Here is a 20,815-nt window from a genome sequence, read left to right as displayed (position 1 = left end):
AATGATTGCAAAAGAATTACTAGATTGGTTTCCACAAGCTCAAATCGTAGACCAACCAGTCGACAAGGAAGGCTATCTGACGCTTCCAGTATCCTCAAATCAGTGGGTTTTACTAGAGGAAGCTGGACTTAGTGAACGTGAGAAACAGTTGGTGGCTCTCTTAACTCAGCAAGAACAAACTATCTCTTTAAATCCCTGGCATAGCTATTTGATTGAGGGCAAGGGACAAGCCCCGCAGAGCTTTAAAAAGCTACAGATTGTTTATTGTCACCTTTCTTATTATCAACAGGAGAACTTGATTTCTTGGTTGGATATGATGAAAACCCTCTTTCCTAATTGCGAGACAGTGCTTCAGGTTGGAGCTCAGGATTACCTTTTTGTTCTCCAACAGGACAAGTATACCTCAGTTCGCTCAATCTTGATGGATACCTTGGAAGCCGTAGAATACGACTTTGGGGTGCGTTTGTCCATCATGCTTGGTCAGGTATGGTCACAAACTGGCCATCAGGCGCTGCCAGACTTGATCAAAGCAGAACGTGACTTGTTTAAGAACTGGTGGCGTCAAGGCCATCAAGGATTCCATACGTTTTCTCAACTTTACCTTTGGAGTGTCGGTGAAAGAATGGTGGATTTAGGTCTTATCAAAGAATATCTACACCAAATGATTTTGGATCAGGATCAGATTCAGGAAATCATTCTCTCACTATGGGAAAACAGTGCAGTCCTGACTAAAACAGCCCAGCAACTCTATTTGCACCGCAATTCTCTCCAATACAAGATTGATAAATGGGAAGAATTGACGGGGCTTCAGTTGAAAGAATTGACAGATTTGACCTTGTGTTATCAGTTGATTTTACCAGATATTATTTAAAGTTTTGTGCAAGTTGCACAGAACTTTTTTATTTTTTTGGTCACCTTGCCATAGAAATGTAAAGCGTTTTCATTTATAATAAAACTATCAAAATTAAAAGGAGTTCACCGAAATGGTAGAATTAAATCTTCAAAACATTTACAAAAAATATCCAAATAGCGAACACTACTCAGTTGAAGACTTCAACTTGGACATCAAAGACAAAGAATTTATCGTTTTCGTAGGACCTTCAGGATGTGGTAAATCAACTACTCTTCGTATGATTGCCGGTCTTGAAGACATCACAGAAGGTACTGCATCTATCGATGGTGTGGTTGTCAACGACGTAGCTCCAAAAGACCGTGACATTGCCATGGTATTCCAAAACTACGCTCTTTACCCACACATGACTGTATACGATAACATGGCTTTCGGTTTGAAATTGCGTAAATACAGCAAAGAAGACATCGACAAACGTGTACAAGAAGCAGCAGAAATTCTTGGTTTGAAAGAATTCTTGGATCGTAAACCAGCTGACCTTTCAGGTGGTCAACGTCAACGTGTTGCCATGGGTCGTGCCATCGTCCGTGATGCAAAAGTGTTCTTGATGGACGAGCCTTTGTCAAACTTGGACGCAAAACTTCGTGTATCAATGCGTGCTGAAATCGCTAAAATCCACCGTCGTATTGGAGCTACAACTATCTACGTAACTCACGACCAAACTGAAGCGATGACACTTGCAGACCGTATCGTTATCATGTCAGCTACTAAAAACCCTGCTGGTACTGGTACTATCGGACGTGTTGAACAAATCGGTACTCCTCAAGAAGTTTACAAAAACCCAGTTAACAAATTCGTAGCAGGATTCATCGGAAGCCCAGCTATGAACTTCATCAACGTAAAATTGATCGGTGACCACATCGTTGGTGACGCCTTTAACTTGAAAGTTCCAGAAGGTGCTTTGAAAGTTCTTCGTGAAAAAGGTTACGAAGGTAAAGAATTGATCTTCGGTATCCGTCCAGAAGACGTGAACGCAGAACCTGCTTTCCTTGAAACATTCCCAGAATCAGTTGTGAAAGCAACTATCTCTGTATCAGAATTGCTTGGTTCAGAATCTCACCTATACTGCCAAGTTGGTAAAGATGAATTCGTTGCTAAAGTTGATGCACGTGACTACTTGCAAGCAGGTGCAACAGTTGAACTTGGATTTGACCTAAACAAAGCACACTTCTTCGATGTAGAAACTGAAAAAACAGTTTACTAAGATATAAGAAATGATCAAACACTGCTAGAAATTTTCTAGCAGTGTTTTTCTTATAAAGCTCTAGGTTCTTCTAGTTTTCATATTGACCAAAAAGTGTTAAAATGGTAGGAAGAACTGGAGAGTATGCATGCCAAAAGAAGTAATTTATTCAGGCGATGAAGTCGTCGCTTTAACGCAACAATATTTATCGAAAGAAGATGTGGCTTTTGTACACAAGGCCTTGGTTTACGCTGTAGAATGTCATAGTGGGCAGTATCGTAAATCGGGCGAGCCCTACATTATCCACCCTATTCAGGTAGCAGGTATTTTAGCCAAGCTCAAGCTGGACGCTGTCACTGTTGCCTGTGGTTTTTTGCATGACGTGGTAGAAGACACAGATGCTACTTTGGATGACTTAGAGCGTGAGTTTGGACATGATGTTCGAGTGATTGTAGACGGTGTTACCAAACTTGGTAAGGTCGAGTATAAATCTTTTGAGGAGCAATTGGCCGAGAATCACCGCAAGATGCTCATGGCCATGTCTGAGGATATCCGTGTTATCTTGGTAAAACTCTCTGACCGCCTGCACAATATGCGCACTCTCAAGCATCTTCGTAAGGACAAGCAAGAGCGTATTTCTAGAGAAACAATGGAAATCTATGCACCACTTGCTCATCGTTTGGGGATTTCAAGTGTGAAGTGGGAACTGGAAGATCTCTCTTTCCGCTATCTCAATCCAACTGAATTTTACAAGATTAGTCACATGATGAAGGAAAAACGTCAAGAACGTGAAGCCTTGGTCGATGAAGTTGTGACGAAGCTTGAGGAATATTCATCTGAGCGCCACCTTACAGGAAAAATCTATGGCCGTCCAAAGCATATCTACTCTATCTATCGCAAGATGCAGGACAAGAAAAAACGATTTGAGGAAATCTATGACCTGATTGCCATTCGCTGTATCTTAGACACTCAGAGTGATGTTTACGCCATGTTGGGTTACGTTCATGAACTATGGAAACCAATGCCAGGCCGTTTCAAGGATTATATTGCCAATCGTAAGGCCAATGGTTACCAGTCTATCCATACGACTGTTTATGGACCAAAAGGGCCGATTGAGTTCCAGATTCGTACCAAGGAAATGCACGAGGTTGCTGAGTACGGGGTTGCGGCTCACTGGGCCTACAAAAAAGGAATCAAAGGTCAGGTTAATAGCAAGGAATCTGCTATCGGGATGAACTGGATCAAGGAGATGATGGAACTCCAAGACCAGGCGGATGATGCCAAGGAATTTGTAGATACTGTCAAAGAAAACTATCTGGCTGAGGAGATTTATGTCTTTACTCCAGATGGAGCGGTTCGTTCTCTTCCAAAGGATTCTGGACCGATTGACTTTGCTTATGAGATTCATACAAAGATCGGGGAAAAAGCAACTGGTGCCAAGGTTAATGGCCGTATGGTTCCGTTGACGACTAAGTTAAAAACGGGTGACCAGGTTGAAATCATCACCAATCCAAATTCATTTGGACCAAGCCGTGACTGGCTCAACATGGTTAAAACCAGCAAGGCCCGTAACAAAATTCGTCAGTTCTTTAAAAACCAAGATAAAGAATTGTCCATCAATAAAGGCCGTGAAATGCTGATTAGTCAGCTCCAAGAAAATGGCTATGTGGCTAATAAATTCATGGACAAGCGCCACATGGATGAAGTCCTTCAAAAAACCAGCTACAAGACAGAAGAAGCCCTTTTTGCAGCCATTGGTTTTGGAGAAATCGGAGCCATTACCGTCTTTAACCGTTTGACGGAAAAAGAACGTCGTGAAGAAGAGCGTGCCAAGGCTAAGGCAGAAGCAGAAGAACTGGTCAAGGGTGGCGAAGTAAAAGTAGAGAACAAGGATACGCTTAAGGTGAAGCATGAGGGTGGAGTTGTCATCCAAGGTGCTTCTGGGCTCTTGGTCCGGATTGCTAAATGTTGTAACCCTGTTCCAGGTGATGATATCGTTGGTTATATTACCAAAGGTCGTGGTGTTGCCATCCATCGTGTGGACTGTATGAACCTTCGTTCACAGGAAAACTATGAGCAACGTTTGCTAGATGTTGAATGGGAAGACCAATTCTCAAGCAAGGAATATATGGCTCATATCGATATCTATGGACTCAACCGTTCTGGTCTTTTGAATGATATCTTGCAAGTCCTATCCAATACAACTAAGAATATCTCGTCAGTTAATGCCCAACCAACCAAGGATATGAAATTTGCTAATATCCATGTATCCTTTGGGATTTCTAACCTTTCAATGTTGACAACTGTGGTTGATAAGATTAAGAGTGTACCAGAAGTCTATTCAGTCAAACGTACCAACGGCTAAATTGGTTGAGATAGTCAGAAAGGATTTCTATGAGAATTATCGTTCAGCGCGTCAAGGAAGCTCAGGTTTCTATTGATGGGCGAATTCATGGTCAGATCAAACAGGGGCTCCTGCTCTTAGTGGGTGTTGGACCTGAAGACCAGCAAGAAGATTTGGATTATGCAGTTAAAAAACTTGTCAATATGCGGATTTTCTCAGATGCCGAAGGCAAGATGAACCTATCTGTCAAGGATATCCAAGGAGAAATTCTCTCCATCTCACAGTTTACTCTGTTTGCGGATACCAAAAAAGGAAATCGTCCAGCCTTTACAGGTGCAGCCAAACCGGATATGGCTGAGGCCTTCTATCAAGAATTTAACCAAAAGCTAGCCAAGGAAGTTCCTGTTGAGACGGGAGTTTTTGGAGCAGATATGCAGGTGGGACTGGTCAATGATGGCCCAGTCACCATTATCCTAGATACTAAAAATAGATAAGAAAAAACCAAGCTTGTATGCTTGGTTTTTTTGTGACGTATTTAGTTCAGTTTTTCAACATAGAGCTGTTTGGCGATTTCTAGACTTACCAAGAGTTCTTCATTTTTATGAATCAAAGTAAAGGTGTTAGAGAAGTCATCAAACTGTTGAACTTGAAGCTTGTCTCCGATATTGATGTCATGTTTTTCCAGATATTTGAGGAGGTCAAAGCTATCATGAACCCGAGTCAGAAGATAAGTTCCAGCTTCTTTAGTTTCCGCCAGAGGAAGGTTATTGATTTCCACTAAAAGCTCTCCCTTAGCTGGTATGGTTCCACCATGTGGACAGGTTTTTGGAAATCCTAGCATACTTTCTAATCTTTCCACAAAAAAGTCTGAAACGGTATGTTCTAATACTTCAGCTTCCTCATGAATCTGATCACTGGTATAGTCTAAATGATGTACCAGGAAAACCTCAATCAAGCGATGTTTACGATACAGCTCAGAGACCAGTTTTAAACCAATATCAGTGACTAAATAGCCTTTTTTCTTGTCTTTAAGAATGAGATTTTCAGCTTGCATGCGCTTGATCATCTCGGTTACAGCTGGAGGAGATACCTGCATTCGAGCAGCAATTTCCTTATTGGTAACCTTCGGAAATTCCATGCCAATCTCATAAATACATTTCAAATAGTCTTCTTTATTTGGTGTCATTCGCATTTCCTTGTCTATTATCTGTATCTAGTATACCAAAAAAAGCTAGATTTCTCTAGCTTATTGCCTTGTTACTTTAGTTAAGAGACTTAGCTGCTTCGATGGCTGCTTCAAAGTTTGGTTCGCTGTTGATATTATCCACGTACTCTACATAGCGTATGATATTGTCAGTATCGAGAACAAAAACCGCGCGTGCGAGCAGATGCCATTCATTGATTAAGAGGGCGTAATCTCGTCCAAAGGAGTGGTCGAAGTAGTCTGAAAGCATGATAGCATTTTCAATTCCTTCTGCCCCACACCAACGTTTTTGAGCGAATGGAAGATCCATAGAAACAGTGAGGACAACAGTGTTTTCTAAGCTGGCCAATTCTTGGTTAAATCGACGAGTCTGAAGTGAGCAGATGCCGGTGTCAATAGAAGGAATGACACTCAAAATCTTTTTCTTACCATCAAAGTCAGCCAGTGATTTTTTAGAAAGGTCAGTTGTTGTTAGAGAGAAGTCAAGAGCCTTGTCTCCTACTTGTAGTTGTTTTCCTGTAAAAGTTACAGGATTTCCAAGGAATGTAGTCATAAGCTACTCCAATCTTTTTTCTTTCATTTTACATTAAATGTTCAGACTCTTCCAATAATTTGACCGAAATTTAAATAGATAAAAAACGCCAATTCGTGGTGACTGACGTTTTTAAAATAATTATTTAGACAAACCTTCAGCAATCTTGTCAAGGTTATATTTCATCATGTTGTAGTAGCTATCGCCTTCTTTACCTTCTTCAGCGATTGAGTCAGTAAAGATTTGAGCATAGATTGGGATGTTTGTGTCTTTAGAAACAGTCTTCATTGGACGATCATCGACACTGGATTCAACAAAGAGTGATGGAACTTTCATTTGGCGAAGTTTTTCAACCAAAGTCTTGATTTGGTCAGGTGTTCCTTCTTCTTCAGTATTGATTTCCCAGATGTAAGCACTTGGGACACCGTAAGCTTTAGAGAAGTATTTGAAGCATCCTTCGCTGGTTACGATGAGTTTCTTGTCAGCATCAATAGCGTTAAATTTCTCTTTGGCTTCCTTGTCAAGCTTGTCTAGTTTTTCAGTGTATTCTTTGAGATTCTTTTCGTAGAATTCCTTGTTGTTAGGGTCTTTAGCGATTAGTTGCTTAGCAATGTTTTGCGCATAAATAATCCCATTTTCAAGGTTGAGCCAGGCATGTGGGTCTTCTTTCCCTTTTTCATTTTGGCCTTCTAGGTAGATGACATCAACGCCTTCACTGACAGCAAAGTAGTCCTTGTTTTCGGTCTTCTTAGCATTCTCAACTAATTTTGTAAACCAGGCATTTCCACCTGTTTCAAGGTTGATGCCGTTGTAGAATATTAAGTCGGCTTGAGACGTTTTCTTGACGTCTTCAGGAAGAGGTTCGTACTCGTGTGGATCTTGTCCAACAGGCACGATACTATGAAGATCAATCTTATCTCCAGCGATATTTTTAGTGATATCAGCGATAATTGAGTTTGTAGCAACGACTTTTAATTTTTGTCCAGAAGCTGCATCTTTCTTTCCAGTAGAACATGCTACAAGAGCAATGACAGAAAGGCAAAGAACCAGCAATGCACCTAATTTTTTCATTAGATTCCTCCAGAGGGGATTCCCTCGTTATTGTTTGATTTTTTTATTTTTCAGCTTCAGATAGCGTTGTTTTGGTGCGATAAAGAAACTGATAAGAAAGAAACTGGCAGATGTCAGCACGATACTTGAACCTGCAGCCAAGTTAAAGCTATAACCGATAAAAAGTCCCAAGACAGAAGCTAGAGCTCCCAAGCCTGATGAAAGAAAAATCATGCTCTTAAGACTATTAGCGTAAAGATAAGCTGTCGAAGCTGGGGTAATCAGCATGGCTACGATAAGGATGGTCCCGACACTTTGCATAGCAGTCACTGACACCAGAGTCAAGAGTACCATGAGTAGATAGTGGTAGAAATTAACTGGCATGCCCATAGCCTTGGCTAGGAGTTCATCAAAGGATGTAATCAAGAGTTGTTTGAAGAAAATTCCGATAATCAATAGAATGAGAGCTCCCACACCGATGGTAATATACATGTCTAAGTCTTGCACAGCTAAGATATTCCCAAAGAGGATATGGAAGAGGTCAGTCGAGCTTTTAGCCACACTAATCAGGATGATACCCAGAGCCAAGAAGGAAGAAAATGTAATCCCTATGGCAGTGTCGCTCTTGATGATAGAATTCCCCTTGATGTAGGTGATGATGACAGAAGCAAGTAGTCCAAAGATAATAGCCCCGATAAAGAAGTCAATTCCTAAAATAAAAGAAAGAGCTACACCAGGTAAAACAGCGTGCGAGATGGCATCGCCCATGAGAGACATCCCACGTAGAATGATAAAGCAGCCAACAGCTCCGGCTACAACACCGATGACAACTGCTGTAATCAAGGCATTTTGTAGAAAGTGGAAATTCTGCAATCCATCTATAAATTCTCCAATCATAGGTCACCTCCATTGAAAAAGAGTCGGTCACCATAAGCTTGTTTGAGATTGGCTTTGGTAAATGTTTCCTTGGTAGGACCTAGGGCTATTAGCTCCTTGTTGAGAAGGAGTACCTGGTCAAAATAATGGGGAACCTTACCGAGATCGTGGTGGACGATAAGAACCGTCTTACCAGCCTTTTTAAGATCTCTCAGCGTGTTCATGATAATTTCTTCACTGACTGAGTCAATCCCAACAAAGGGCTCGTCTAAGAGAATATAGTCAGCCTCTTGAACTAGACAGCGGGCAATTAAAACACGCTGGAATTGTCCTCCAGATAGTTGACTAATCTGACGATCTGCATAGTCAGAAAGACCTACGATTTCGAGTGCTTCAGCTACCTTTTTCCAGTGGTTTGCTTTTAAAGTGTGAAAGAGTGGGATGGATGGGTAGAGTCCCAGAGAGACACATTCTTTTACCTTGATAGGAAAGTTGTAGTCGATATGAATTTTTTGCTCGACATAGGCAATTTTCTTAAGAGATTTGTTCATTTCTTTATCGTCGATAAAAGCATGTCCTTCATGTGGGATAATGCCCAGCATACTTTTTAATAAGGTTGATTTTCCAGCGCCGTTTGGACCAATAATCCCGGTAATCGTTGGTCCTTGGAGCACTAGTGAAATATCCTTTAGTGCCAAAGTTTCTTTGTAGGAGACACTGAGGTTTTCGATACGTATCATACAGTTGTATTCCTCCTTATTTTAATATACCTTAATTTTATTTTTAAGTCAAGTTAATTTTGGTAAAAATTAAAATATTAATAATGAAATCAAATAGGAGGAGAAGGCATTTTTAATTGCATTCCCCAGGGAATTTTGCTAAGCTAGGAATAAGTGAAATTAGGAAAGTGAGAACAAGATGACACGTTATCAAGATGATTTTTATGATGCTATAAATGGTGAATGGGAAAAGACTGCAGTCATTCCAGCTGACAAATCACGAACAGGTGGTTTTATCGACCTTGACGAAGAAATCGAAGACCTCATGCTAACGACAACTGACAAATGGTTGGTTGGAGAAGATGTTCCAGAAGATACCATCTTAGCAAACTTTGTCAAATACCATCGTATGGTCAGAGATTTCGATAAGCGAGAAGCTGATGGCATCAAGCCAGTCCTTCCTATGCTTAAGGAATACCAAGATTTGGAGAGCTTCGCAGACTTTACAAGCAAGCTAGCAGAGTTTGAGCTAGCAGGGAAACCAAACTTCCTTCCATTTGGAGTATCACCAGACTTTATGGATGCTAGAACCAATGTTCTCTGGGCTAGTGCTCCAGGAACAATCTTGCCTGACACAACCTACTATGCGGAAGACCATCCACAGCGCGAGGAATTATTGAACCTTTGGAAAGAAAGTACTGCGAATCTCCTCAAAGCCTATGACTTCTCAGATGAAGAAATCGAAGATCTTTTAGAGAAACGATTGGAGTTGGATCGCCGTATCGCAGCAGTCGTACTTTCAAACGAAGAGAGTTCAGAATATGCCAAACTCTACCATCCATACTCTTATGAAGATTTCAAGAAGTTTGCACCTGCTCTACCTCTCGATGACTTCTTCCAAACTGTGATTGGTCAAACTCCAGATAAGGTTATCGTAGATGAGGAACGTTTCTGGCAAGCAGCAGAGCAATTCTATAGTGAAGAAGCTTGGCCTTTGCTCAAGGCAAGCTTGATCTTGAGTGTGGTCAATCTTTCAACTAGCTATCTGACAGATGAGATTCGCATTTTGTCAGGTGCCTATGGCCGTGCTCTTTCAGGTGTTCCAGAAGCCCAAGATAAGCGCAAGGCTGCTTACCACTTGGCCCAAGGACCATTCAAACAAGCGCTCGGTCTTTGGTATGCACATGAAAAATTCTCTCCGGAAGCTAAGGCAGACGTTGAGAAAAAAGTGGCAACTATGATTGATGTTTATAAGGAACGCTTGGCTAAGAATGACTGGTTAACTCCTGAAACGCGAGAAAAAGCTATCGTCAAACTCAATGTCATCAAGCCTTATATCGGTTATCCAGAAGAGCTCCCAGCTCGCTACAAGGATAAAGTAGTAGACGAAAACGCTAGTCTCTTTGAGAATGCTCTAGCCTTTGCGCGTGTGGAAATCAAGCACAGCTGGAGCAAGTGGAACCAGCCAGTTGACTATAAGGAGTGGGGAATGCCTGCTCACATGGTCAATGCTTACTACAATCCACAAAAGAACTTGATTGTCTTCCCAGCGGCTATCTTGCAGGCTCCATTCTATGACTTGCACCAGTCATCTTCTGCCAACTATGGTGGTATCGGAGCAGTTATCGCCCATGAAATCTCTCACGCTTTTGATACCAACGGAGCTTCCTTTGATGAAAATGGTAGCCTTAAGGATTGGTGGACAGAAAGCGACTATGCAGCCTTCAAAGAGAAAACTCAGAAGGTTATCGACCAGTTTGATGGTCAAGAATCTTACGGTGCAAAAATCAATGGTAAATTAACCGTATCCGAAAACGTTGCTGACCTTGGAGGAATCGCCGCAGCGCTAGAAGCTGCTAAGAGAGAGCCAGACTTCTCAGCTGAAGAGTTCTTCAACAACTTTGCTCGTATCTGGCGAATGAAAGGTCGTCCAGAGTTGATGAAACTCATGGCCAGCGTTGATGTGCACGCGCCAGCTAAACTCCGTGTCAATGTCCAAGTGCCAAACTTTGATGACTTCTTTACAACCTATGATGTCAAAGAAGGCGACGGCATGTGGCGCTCACCAGAAGACCGTGTGATTATTTGGTAATCAAAAAACCAAGGATGATTGTCCTTGGTTTTTATGTTTTAGAAAAATGGATTAAAGGTTTTTTCGTGAGCGATGGTCGTAGCAGGACCATGTCCAGGATAGACATCGTAGTTAGGAAGGGTGAAGAGCTGGCTTTGGATACTATGAAGGAGTTGTTCCATACTACCAGTTGGCAAGTCTGTTCGACCAATGGTTTCTCGGAAAAGGGCATCTCCCGTTAAGACCAAGTGTCCGTCTGGGAAAACGAGTGAAACGCCACCGATAGAGTGACCTGGAGTTGGAAGTACCGTAAAACGAAACTCCTCGATTTGGTATTCTTCATGAAAAACGAAGGTATGTTCAGCTGGTCTACATAGGACATCTGCCATATCATCGTGTCTAGGAAGCCCAGAAAGATTATCAACAGGAGTATAAAGCCAAGAAGCTTCACTCTCAGCCACATAGACTGGAGGATTTCCAAAAGTATCTCTGACCAAGTCAAGACTCAAGATATGATCGTAGTGAGTATGGGTCAATAGAATCGCACAGACTGGTTTGTTGATGTTCTCGATAGTCTTGCGAATAGCATCCCAGTTGCTACCAGGATCGACCACGATCAGGTGTTGGTCTCCTTCGAGATAATAAGTGTTTTCATAGGCAACAGGATTTACGGTTTTATGGATTTTCATAGGATTTCCTCTTTCAAAGAATTTACAGTTTCTAGTATAACACAGAAGGACAAAATAAGAAATCAATCAACAAGAAAGTCCCTCCATAAAAGAAGGGACTTTTTAATACATTAAAAATGATTTTTCCATGCTTGGAAACGGGCATCCAGTAGGAGTTGTGTTAGATTTTTTAAGGTTTCAACTTGCTTGGGCTCTAGAGTTTGTGCCTGGGAAACTAGTTGTCGAACATGTTCGATCGCGTTTTTTGAAGATAGTTCATTAATGGAGCTAATTCCAGACTCTAGGATGGTTCCAAAGAAGAGATCAAAGTAGAGCTCTAATTCCTCATCGGGAACACTATCCACCCATTCTTTAAGAGTGTCTTTGATTTGTAAACTTTCGCTACTGATTGCCTCTAGTTGGACGAAGTGGTGTCCTTCAGTTAGCCAGCTGAAAGTATTGTGTTGAGCGATTCCTCCAAGTGCGGTAGACTTGACAACAATAGGAGTATCAGGAGCTTCCAGCATCATTCCGATGACAGAACCTTGTGGGACATAACGATGAATTTTTGGAATGACATCTTGATAGCCGGTGCTTTTAGTCAGTTCAGCTTGGAGACCAGGGGCATCATAGGTATAAACTGCGGATATTTTTTCTTGCAATTCAAGTTGAATTTGGCTAGCAGCGTAGACAGCTAGATTGCCACCTTTAGAATGTCCAGCTACCATCACTTTTTGTTTTGGATGTTGAGCAAAGAAATTTTCCAAGTATTCAAGAGCATGCTTTTGGGCAGGGATTTCCTTCATGTAGGTCATATGGAAATCTTCTTTCCAGCCAATAATACTATCGTCTGTACCTCGAAATACAATGAGATAAGTATCTAGATTCAGGCGATAGGTCATAGCAGCAAATTGCTTTTGAAGTTCCACATCAATCTCGTTAATAAAGTTTGATAGCTTGCAATTTCTAAAACGTTTGTGTTGGGCAAGCTGATCTAGAAGCTGGAGACGTTCTTTATTGGTCAACATGGTGCTCTCTCGAGGAACACGGGTTGCGACATCGCTTAAACGATTGACAGGCTGGCCCAATAAGTCATCAAAAGGAAGATAAGTCAGCTCTGTTAAAGCTAGTACATCTAGTTCATTTAAGGGAACATCATAAAAAGAATCGTATTGAACATTAGTTAGGTAGTCAAAAATATTGGCCATGGGAATTCCTTTCTTAACTTTTATCATATCAGATTTACATCAATTTCGCTAGTAGTGAGAAAAATTTTGCTATAATATAGAAAAAGGAGGAGCAGATGCATAAGATTTTACTAGTAGAAGATGATCCAGTAATCCGTCAGCAAGTTGGGAAAATGCTCTCCGAATGGGGTTTTGAAGTAGTCATGGTAGAAGACTTTATGGAAGTTCTAACGCTATTTGTTCAGTCTGAGCCACATCTGGTTCTTATGGATATTGGTCTTCCCTTGTTTAATGGCTATCATTGGTGCCAGGAAATTCGCAAGATTTCAAAAGTTCCTATTATGTTTCTGTCTTCCAGAGACCAGGCTATGGATATCGTGATGGCTATCAATATGGGAGCAGATGATTTTGTGACCAAACCTTTTGATCAACAGGTCCTTTTAGCCAAGGTACAGGGATTATTGCGTCGCTCTTATGAGTTTGGGCGGGATGAAAGTCTCTTGGAGTATGCAGGAGTGATCCTCAATACCAAGTCTATGGATTTGCATGTTGAGGGACAAGCAATCACGCTGACAAAGAATGAATTTCAAATCTTACGTGTTCTTTTTGAACACGCAGGAAATATCGTGGCGCGTGATGATCTGATGCGAGAACTCTGGAATAGTGACTTTTTCATCGACGATAATACTCTTTCTGTCAATGTTGCGCGATTGCGTAAAAAACTGGAAGAGCAAGGTTTGGTAGGATTTATTGAGACCAAGAAAGGTATCGGATACGGGTTGAAACATGCTTAATTGGAGACAATTTTTTCTGGCTTATCTGCGCTCACGGATTCGCCTTCTGGTTTTCATTTTTTTGATTAGCTGCCTTGCCCTCGCCTTTCACATTTTATTTACAAATCTAGGTTCTTACTTTCTTTACTTCTTTCTGCTTTGTAGTTTTCTAACCCTTTTATTTTTCATCTGGGATATCCTAGTAGAAGCAGAAGTTTATCGTAAGGAAATGCTTTATTCTGAGAGAGAACCAAAATCTCCTTTGGAATGTGCTCTAGCAGAAAAATTGGACGAACGCGAAGCTGAGCTTTATCAAAAGAAATCAGAAGCGGAAAGCAAGCTAACAGATTTACTAGACTACTATACCTTGTGGGTGCATCAAATCAAGACCCCCATAGCAGCAACCCGTCTATTGGTGGCAGAAGTTTCTGAACGAGAGCTTAAGCGACAATTGGAACAAGAAATTTTCAAAATTGATTCCTATACCAATCTCGTGCTCCAATATCTACGCTTAGAAAGTTTCCATGATGATTTGGTTTTGAAAAAAGAAAATATAGAAAATCTGGTCAAGGAAGTCATTCGCAAATATGCTATTTTCTTTATCCAGAAAAGCCTAAGTATTAATATGCATGACTTGGATAGAAGCATTGTGACGGATAAAAAATGGTTGTTGGTGGTCATTGAACAAATTCTCTCAAATAGCCTCAAGTACACTAATGAAGGTGGAATTGAAATCTATATGGACGGTCAGGACCTTTGTATCAAGGATACAGGAATCGGCATTAAAAATAGTGATGTTCTTCGAGTCTTTGAACGCGGATTTTCAGGTTACAATGGTCGTATGACCCAGCAGTCATCTGGACTTGGTCTCTATTTAACCCAGAAAATTAGCCAAGAATTAGGTCATCAAATCCGTATCGAATCTGAACTTGGTCAAGGAACAACCGTGCGAATTAAGTTTGCGGAAGTGAACCTACTTATTGAGTAAAAAGAAATGCTAAGAGCTTGGAAGAAATCTTTCAAGCTCTTCTTTAGATTTCTATGTAGTGAGAAAATAGGATAGAACAAAGAAAAAGGTAACTGGAATTTTTCCGTTCGCTATCTTTTAAATTGATTGAGTTCTTCAGAGAAAGACTGTAAAATTTTTGATATAATATGTAGGATGGACTGATGGATATTTAAATGATAATGTTCAAAAGAATCACAGGTAAGAATTAAAAACATGTCAGTTTGGACAGAAGTCTCTCTACCATCATCCATGCAGAAACAAGATTATATGAAATAAAAGGAGTAACCAATGTCCGGAAACTATTCAACACGTGAATTCCGCGAGAAACTATATGATGACCTTCATGTTCGATTAAGTAATATATTGATTTTAATGTGTTCGATTTTTATTGCCTCTATAGGCCTAAATATGAATTCAACAGCTGTCGTTATTGGAGCTATGCTGATTTCCCCTCTTATGACACCGATTGCTGGACTGGGATTTGGTTTAGCTATTTTTGATACGCGTTTAATTGAGCAATCTCTAAAGGTTTTATTTACTCAAGTATTGGTCAGTTTGCTTGTATCGGCTCTGTATTTCTGGATTTCTCCCTTATCTTATGCAAGTAGCCAGTTGATTGCACGAACCTCTCCAACCATTTGGGATGTTCTCATTGCTATCGCTGGTGGGATAGCAGGTGTCATTGGTTCAAGGAAAAAAGAAGCAAACAATATCGTACCAGGAGTAGCCATCGCAACAGCTCTGATGCCACCTATCTGCACTGCAGGATATGGTTTAGCTAATGGAAATGTTCGATTTTTATTTGGGGCCCTTTATCTTTTCTTGATCAACTGTGGCTTTATCATGCTAATCAACATTGTTGGAACAAGAATTATGATGAAAAAATCTGCCTTAAGTTCATTTAATGAGCTAAACATTAAAATTAGAATTGGGTTGATATCCTTGATTGTATTATTGGTCCTTCCAGCCAGCTATTCAGCAGTCACTCTGACGATGAATGAAAAACGAAAACAAGAGATCAAACAGTTCGTAGGAAAAGAGTTCGCCAATTATACGGTCATTAATCAAGTTTACAAGTCAAGTAATAATGAATTGGTCTTGACTGTTGTTGGAGATCCGATTTCAGAAGAAGAATTAGAAACCATTCGCCAAAAACAAGCCTCTTACGGTATTGAATCTGTTCAATTGAAAGTCAAGCAATTCCATAATTCGGAAAAATCAGATAGTGAGACGATCAAGGAATTTTACGAAAACATTGACAAGTATATCGATCAAAAACTCTCTGAAAAAAATTTACAAAACGATCGCGCAAAAGAAAATGAAGCAGACAATGAAGCAGACAAGGATTGAGGATATTGACTTGTCTAATTCATGAGAGCAAATCTTGGGAAGAGATCTTATATTCAAAATCTAGTGGATAGAAAGGATTGTTGATGAGGATAGCATTTTTAGTGAGTTGACCAATCACTACTAGCTCAGATTAAATAAAATATAAAAAGCAACAGCTGAAATAGTTGTTGCTTTTTCTGGCTCTGAAAAATGTTTCTCAGACAGTGATCGTTTTATTTCTCAACACGTGATTTGTTGGCAATATCAGCTAGGATAGCTTCTACAAAGTCATCAACTGAGACAGTTTGTGTTTCTTTTTGGCCGTAGCGGCGGACATTAACAGTACCGTCTTCCATTTCCTTGTCACCAACGATCAATTGGTAAGGAATCTTGCTAGTTTGTGAAGCACGGATCTTGAATTGCATTTTCTCATTACGTTCATCCACGTCTGCACGGACACCACGGTCACGGAGTTTCTTCGCTACTTCCCAAGCGTAGTCAACGTGTTTCTCGTTAGATACTGGGATGAGAGTTACTTGGTGTGGTGCAAGCCATGTTGGGAAGGCACCCTTGTAGTTTTCAATCAAGATAGCTGTAAAGCGTTCCATAGTTGAGATAACCCCACGGTGGATCATAACTGGACGATGCTCTTCACCATCAGCTCCGATGTATTTAAGGTCGAAGCGTTCTGGAAGCAAGAAGTCAAGCTGAATCGTAGAAAGTGTTTCTTCTTTACCGAGAGCTGTCTTGACTTGGATATCCAATTTTGGTCCGTAGAAGGCAGCTTCACCTTCAGCTTCAAAGTAGTCAAGTCCCATGTCATCCATAGCTGATTTCAACATACGTTGAGCATTTTCCCACATTTCATCGTTATCGAAGTACTTGTGAGTATCTTTAGGGTCGCGGTATGACAAACGGAAACGATAGTCAGTCAAGTTGAAATCTTCGTAAACATCGATAATCAATTGAAGCGTACGTTGGAACTCATCTTTGATTTGTTCAGGTGTTACGAAAGTATGACCATCATTAAGTGACATTTCACGTACACGTTGAAGCCCTGTGAGAGCACCAGATTTTTCATAGCGGTGCATCATACCGATTTCAGCAATACGGATTGGTAATTCACGGTAAGAGTGAACGTGGTGTTTAAAGACTTCGATATGGTGAGGACAGTTCATTGGACGAAGAACGAATTCTTCACCATCACCCATATCCATAGTTGGGAACATATCTTCACGGTAGTGATCCCAGTGACCAGAAGTCTTGTAAAGTTCTACTGAGGCAATTGGTGGAGTGTAGACGTGTTGGTAACCAGCGGCGATTTCCTTGTCGACGATGTAGCGTTCCAATTCACGACGGATAGTCGCACCATTTGGCAACCAGAATGGAAGCCCTTGACCAACCTCTTGAGAAATCATGAAGAGGTCAAGCTCTTTACCAAGTTTACGGTGGTCACGTTCTTTAGCTTCTTCACGCATTTGAAGGTAGTTCTTCAAGTCTTTCTTGTCAAACCAGGCAGTACCATAGATACGTTGCATCATGGCATTGTCGCTATTACCACGCCAGTAAGCACCAGCCACGTTGAGAAGGTGGAAGATTTGGATGCGACCAGTTGATGGGACGTGTGGGCCACGGCAGAGGTCTACGTACTCACCTTGACGGTAGATGGTCAAGCCACCTTCGTCTTCTGAGTGTTCTTCGATCAATTCCAATTTGTATGGATCATTTTTGAAGATTTCACGCGCTTCATCCTTGGTCACTTCTTCACGAATAGATGGGAAGTTTTCCTTAACGATTTTCTTCATTTCTTCTTCGATACGAGGAAGGTCTTCGTTAGAGATTTGGCCAGCTTGGTTATCTGTATCGTAGTAGAAACCATCTTCGATAGCTGGGCCAACACCCAAATGAATATCTGGGAAGAGGCGACGAGCTGCTTGAGCGAATAAGTGAGCTGCTGAGTGACGCAAGATTGGAAGGGCATCTTCGTGATCAGGTGTCACGATTTCAATGCTTCCGTCTTCTGTGATAGCACGAGTAGTGTCAATCAATTTGCCGTTAAATTTACCAGCAAGAGCCTTTTTAGCTAGGGAATTGCTGATAGATTGGGCAATTTCAAAAGTAGTAACGCCAGATTCGAATTCACGAACAGCGCCATCAGGGAAAGTAATCTTAATCATGTTTTTCTCCTTATATTTATTAGTTATCAATTATTTCTATAGCAGAAGTGTTTCCCTATTTTGCAGTCTTAAATCAAGAAAAACAAAAAGCGACCTCCTCGAAAGGACGTCGCAACGTGGTTCCACCTTCATTTATGTTCCTCAAAAAAGAGGGACACCTCTGATTGGCTCTAACGTGGCCACCGTTTTATGTTTGCATAAAAGTTAGTAGAGTAGTATCAGTTTAGACTTCCTATGCGTTCTCAGCAACCACGCACTCTCTAAAAGAAAGATTCTAAGTGACTTGTCTCTATGCATTATTATAGCATGATTGCGAGATTTTTCAAGGATTTTGTGAAAGTTTTTTGTTTTTCAGTTTTTGAACCAGATACTTGATAGTGGCACCAATAACTGTACCTAGTAGAATAAGGATTTCATAGGCTAGGAAATAAACAATGATAAATTCTCTGAAAGGAATGATAGTAAATCCATAGAGTAAGCAACTACCTAAAAGCCAATGCAGTGAAAAACCAAATCGATAGCTATAAAGAAGCGAAACTATAAAAACTACGATGGGCGTAAGGATAAATATATTTAAAAGATAGAGCTCCGTTAGTTTTGGATTCTGTAATAGTAGAATAAAAAATCCATAAAGTGGACAATAAAAGAAAAATACAACCAGATAGTAGGGGAGATATTTGAAGAATTTACGCATGGTAATCACCTCATTTTTCAAGCTATCACCTTAGATATCCTTCCTATAACTATTATAGCACTTTTGCGGTAAGAATAGTAAATCAGTTGACAAAGAAGCTAGTTCTTGGTAGAATAAGAACTGTCGTAAAGACAAATAACTTCTTCTTGGTTACAGGCATGCCAACCTGTCACTCGGATGAAGCCAAATAAAAAGGAGAAACATCATGGCAATCTCAAAAGAGAAAAAAAATGAAATCATCGCACAATATGCACGTCACGAAGGTGACACTGGTTCAGTAGAGGTTCAAGTTGCTGTCCTTACTTGGGAAATCAACCACCTTAACGAACACATCAAACAACACAAAAAAGACCACGCTACTTACCGTGGTTTGATGAAGAAAATCGGTCGCCGTCGTAATTTGCTTGCATACTTGCGTAAAAACGACGTTAACCGTTACCGTGAGTTGATTAACTCTCTAGGACTTCGTCGCTAATTCAAGATACAAAGGCCGTCAAAAGCACAAAGCAAAAATAGGAAAATTGACGAAGAAACTTCAGTTTCTAGGAGATTTTATCTTTTTTGCCAAGTGCTTAGGCCGTGTTCAATTGAGCATATCTTGAACATAAGGCTACTCTAGTTGAGTAGCTTTTTTTATTTTCGTCACCTTACCTCGATATACTCAAGTATTATCTTCGGTTACGGTTCCTAGCACTGTAAGGTAAAATAAACCAGATCATCTCCCTTTGGGGAGATTTTTTATTTCACTAAAATTCTTGTTCGATCTTCGGCTTGCCACCTAGTCTATAAACGTTTTATCCAGCAAGAATTATGATGCTAAGGGCGATAAAAATCCGTATGAAAATAGGGAAAGGACACAGTGTTCGATGAACACAAGGAGTTTCATCTTTTTCACTAGGATTTTAGCCCAAGCTCAAATTAGCTCTCTGACTTCAGAGGGCTTTTTTCTATATTTTTCTAGTCTTGTTCCTGATTTGGAAATGTGGTATACTAATTATGAAAATTGTCTAAATTTTTAATCTTTAATTAAGGGAGGGTTTCATGCTTTCCAAATTTTCTGGAAGCCATCAAAACCTGCGATATTTTTTTCTGCTAGCTTTTTTGCTTGTAGCATTGGGAGTCTCTCTATTTTTTGCTGTTTCTATGGGTTCTGTTCAAATTAGTTTGAGTGATACCTATCGGATTATATTCAGTAAGATGGGAGCTCCGTTGGATATAGGAGACATTTCGAAGTCGACACTTGCTATTGTTTGGAATATGAGATTGCCACGGGTCTTTCTAGGTTTGATAGTTGGCGCGGGTCTTTCTATGTGTGGAAGCGTGATGCAGTCAACAGTCAATAACCCCATTGCTGAACCTTATGTGTTAGGGATTTCAGCTGGGGCAACCTTTGGCGCTACGTTGAGCATCATTCTTGGGTTTAAAGTCATGATTGGTCTCGGCTCTTTCCTTGGAGCGCTTGTGGCAACAGTTGCAGTCTTAGTCATTGCTTCCATGCAAGGCAGGATGACAACTTCAAGCCTCATTTTATCAGGGACTGTGGTCAATGCACTCTTTTTGGCTTTTTCAAACTTTATTATCTCAATTGGCGCTAATGCTGACAGTGTCATGAGCATCAAGTTTTGGACCATGGGTTCTCTAGCAGGGATCTCATGGGCTCACTTAACCCTGCCAGCAGTAGTTGTGGGAATAGCCTTTTTATTTTTCTCTACCCAATACCGTGTTTTTAATGCCATGATGATGGGAGATGAGGCAGCCTTGACCTTGGGGATTCCTCTACGTTTTTACTGGTATCTCTATGTGGCTATTGTGGCTGTGCTGACAGCTATCTTGGTATCAACCTGTGGAATTATCGGCTTCGTTGGTCTTATTACCCCACATTTGGCGAGAAGTTTGGTGGGTACAAACTACAGAAGGCTTTTTCCGATAGCAACCTTGCTCGGCGCCCTCTTTGTTATCTGGGCAGATGTTCTTGCTCGTGTTTTAATCCAAAATGCTGAGCTGCCGATTGGTATTTTCACGGCCCTAGTAGGTGCACCTTTCTTTATCTACATGGTTGCAAGTAGACGAAGGGAGGTGAAGGTCTGAT

Annotated in this window: 19 protein-coding genes and 1 pseudogene; 10 read left to right on the top strand and 10 right to left on the bottom strand. The window is 40.7% G+C overall.

Going from position 1 to position 20,815, the window contains the following annotated elements; genetic code table 11:
* The first annotated feature begins 1 nt into the window (after position 1).
* The 4 genes from GOM46_RS06085 (at position 2) to dtd (ending at position 4,931) form a co-directional block, all read left to right on the top strand.
* The gene (locus GOM46_RS06085; protein WP_006149875.1) at positions 2-871 is read left to right on the top strand and encodes a helix-turn-helix domain-containing protein; all 870 of its coding nucleotides are present in this window, start codon (positions 2-4) and stop codon (positions 869-871) included.
* Between the two features lie 112 nt (positions 872-983).
* Positions 984-2,114: an ABC transporter ATP-binding protein gene (locus GOM46_RS06080; protein ID WP_235083333.1), complete on the top strand. Its 1,131-nt coding sequence runs from the start codon at positions 984-986 to the stop codon at positions 2,112-2,114.
* A gap of 127 nt (positions 2,115-2,241) precedes the next feature.
* A complete protein-coding gene (locus GOM46_RS06075; protein ID WP_006149891.1) occupies positions 2,242-4,458 on the top strand; it encodes a RelA/SpoT family protein in 2,217 nt (738 codons plus the stop codon).
* 29 nt (positions 4,459-4,487) lie between these two features.
* On the top strand, positions 4,488-4,931 hold the full coding sequence (dtd, locus tag GOM46_RS06070) for a D-aminoacyl-tRNA deacylase (RefSeq protein WP_235083332.1): 444 nt from the start codon (positions 4,488-4,490) through the stop codon (positions 4,929-4,931).
* A gap of 41 nt (positions 4,932-4,972) precedes the next feature.
* On the opposite strand, the gene GOM46_RS06065 is transcribed toward dtd, so the two are convergent.
* The 5 genes from GOM46_RS06065 to GOM46_RS06045 all read right to left on the bottom strand — a co-directional run bounded on the left by GOM46_RS06065 (position 4,973) and on the right by GOM46_RS06045 (position 8,839).
* The gene (locus GOM46_RS06065) at positions 4,973-5,623 is read right to left on the bottom strand and encodes a metal-dependent transcriptional regulator (protein ID WP_235083331.1); all 651 of its coding nucleotides are present in this window, start codon (positions 5,621-5,623) and stop codon (positions 4,973-4,975) included.
* Between the two features lie 76 nt (positions 5,624-5,699).
* The gene (gene tpx / locus GOM46_RS06060) at positions 5,700-6,194 is read right to left on the bottom strand and encodes a thiol peroxidase (protein WP_006149874.1); all 495 of its coding nucleotides are present in this window, start codon (positions 6,192-6,194) and stop codon (positions 5,700-5,702) included.
* A 120-nt stretch (positions 6,195-6,314) separates the two neighbouring features.
* Entirely contained in the window at positions 6,315-7,244 is a 930-nt protein-coding gene (locus GOM46_RS06055) for a metal ABC transporter substrate-binding protein (protein ID WP_006149938.1), read from the bottom strand.
* A 27-nt stretch (positions 7,245-7,271) separates the two neighbouring features.
* Positions 7,272-8,120: a metal ABC transporter permease gene (locus GOM46_RS06050; RefSeq protein ID WP_006149796.1), complete on the bottom strand. Its 849-nt coding sequence runs from the start codon at positions 8,118-8,120 to the stop codon at positions 7,272-7,274.
* Positions 8,117-8,839 (bottom strand): metal ABC transporter ATP-binding protein, encoded by a 723-nt coding sequence (locus GOM46_RS06045; protein WP_006149882.1) that lies wholly within the window; start codon positions 8,837-8,839, stop codon positions 8,117-8,119. Before GOM46_RS06045 ends, GOM46_RS06050 begins: the two co-directional genes overlap by 4 nt.
* Positions 8,840-9,017: 178 nt before the next feature.
* On the opposite strand from GOM46_RS06045, the gene GOM46_RS06040 reads away from it, so the two are divergent.
* Positions 9,018-10,910 (top strand): M13 family metallopeptidase, encoded by a 1,893-nt coding sequence (locus GOM46_RS06040; RefSeq protein ID WP_006149933.1) that lies wholly within the window; start codon positions 9,018-9,020, stop codon positions 10,908-10,910.
* A gap of 38 nt (positions 10,911-10,948) precedes the next feature.
* On the opposite strand, the gene GOM46_RS06035 is transcribed toward GOM46_RS06040, so the two are convergent.
* Together GOM46_RS06035 and GOM46_RS06030 are read right to left on the bottom strand one after the other, a co-directional pair.
* Positions 10,949-11,578, bottom strand: coding sequence for an MBL fold metallo-hydrolase (locus tag GOM46_RS06035; protein WP_006149902.1), 630 nt, complete (start codon positions 11,576-11,578; stop codon positions 10,949-10,951).
* A 110-nt stretch (positions 11,579-11,688) separates the two neighbouring features.
* Positions 11,689-12,765, bottom strand: coding sequence for a DUF2974 domain-containing protein (locus GOM46_RS06030; protein WP_235084143.1), 1,077 nt, complete (start codon positions 12,763-12,765; stop codon positions 11,689-11,691).
* A gap of 95 nt (positions 12,766-12,860) precedes the next feature.
* On the opposite strand from GOM46_RS06030, the gene GOM46_RS06025 reads away from it, so the two are divergent.
* The 3 genes from GOM46_RS06025 (at position 12,861) to GOM46_RS06015 (ending at position 15,876) form a co-directional block, all read left to right on the top strand.
* Positions 12,861-13,538 (top strand): response regulator transcription factor, encoded by a 678-nt coding sequence (locus GOM46_RS06025; RefSeq protein WP_006149950.1) that lies wholly within the window; start codon positions 12,861-12,863, stop codon positions 13,536-13,538.
* A complete protein-coding gene (locus tag GOM46_RS06020; protein WP_006149936.1) occupies positions 13,531-14,505 on the top strand; it encodes a sensor histidine kinase in 975 nt (324 codons plus the stop codon). Before GOM46_RS06025 ends, GOM46_RS06020 begins: the two co-directional genes overlap by 8 nt.
* A 309-nt stretch (positions 14,506-14,814) precedes the next feature.
* The gene (locus GOM46_RS06015; RefSeq protein WP_006149869.1) at positions 14,815-15,876 is read left to right on the top strand and encodes a DUF389 domain-containing protein; all 1,062 of its coding nucleotides are present in this window, start codon (positions 14,815-14,817) and stop codon (positions 15,874-15,876) included.
* Positions 15,877-16,088: 212 nt separating this feature from the next.
* On the opposite strand, the gene thrS is transcribed toward GOM46_RS06015, so the two are convergent.
* The 3 genes and pseudogenes from thrS to GOM46_RS06005 all read right to left on the bottom strand — a co-directional run bounded on the left by thrS (position 16,089) and on the right by GOM46_RS06005 (position 18,726).
* Positions 16,089-18,032: a threonine--tRNA ligase gene (thrS, locus tag GOM46_RS06010; RefSeq protein ID WP_006149904.1), complete on the bottom strand. Its 1,944-nt coding sequence runs from the start codon at positions 18,030-18,032 to the stop codon at positions 16,089-16,091.
* Positions 18,033-18,105: 73 nt separating this feature from the next.
* Positions 18,106-18,233: pseudogene (locus GOM46_RS08425) on the bottom strand (AAA family ATPase); the annotation flags it as partial.
* A gap of 121 nt (positions 18,234-18,354) precedes the next feature.
* A complete protein-coding gene (locus tag GOM46_RS06005; protein ID WP_235084142.1) occupies positions 18,355-18,726 on the bottom strand; it encodes a hypothetical protein in 372 nt (123 codons plus the stop codon).
* A 205-nt stretch (positions 18,727-18,931) separates the two neighbouring features.
* Between GOM46_RS06005 and rpsO the strand changes: the two genes are divergently transcribed.
* Positions 18,932-19,201 carry a 30S ribosomal protein S15 gene (rpsO, locus tag GOM46_RS06000; RefSeq protein ID WP_001018251.1) on the top strand — a complete coding sequence of 90 codons (270 nt, stop codon included), beginning with the start codon at positions 18,932-18,934 and terminating at the stop codon, positions 19,199-19,201.
* Positions 19,202-19,767: 566 nt separating this feature from the next.
* A complete protein-coding gene (locus GOM46_RS05995) occupies positions 19,768-20,814 on the top strand; it encodes a FecCD family ABC transporter permease (protein ID WP_235083330.1) in 1,047 nt (348 codons plus the stop codon).
* Position 20,815 lies beyond the last annotated feature (1 nt).

The sequence above is a fragment of the Streptococcus infantis genome (assembly GCF_021497965.1).
Taxonomy (GTDB): domain Bacteria; phylum Bacillota; class Bacilli; order Lactobacillales; family Streptococcaceae; genus Streptococcus; species Streptococcus infantis_B.
Note: the sequence above shows the minus strand (reverse complement) of the source record. Positions and strands in the feature narration are given on the sequence as shown.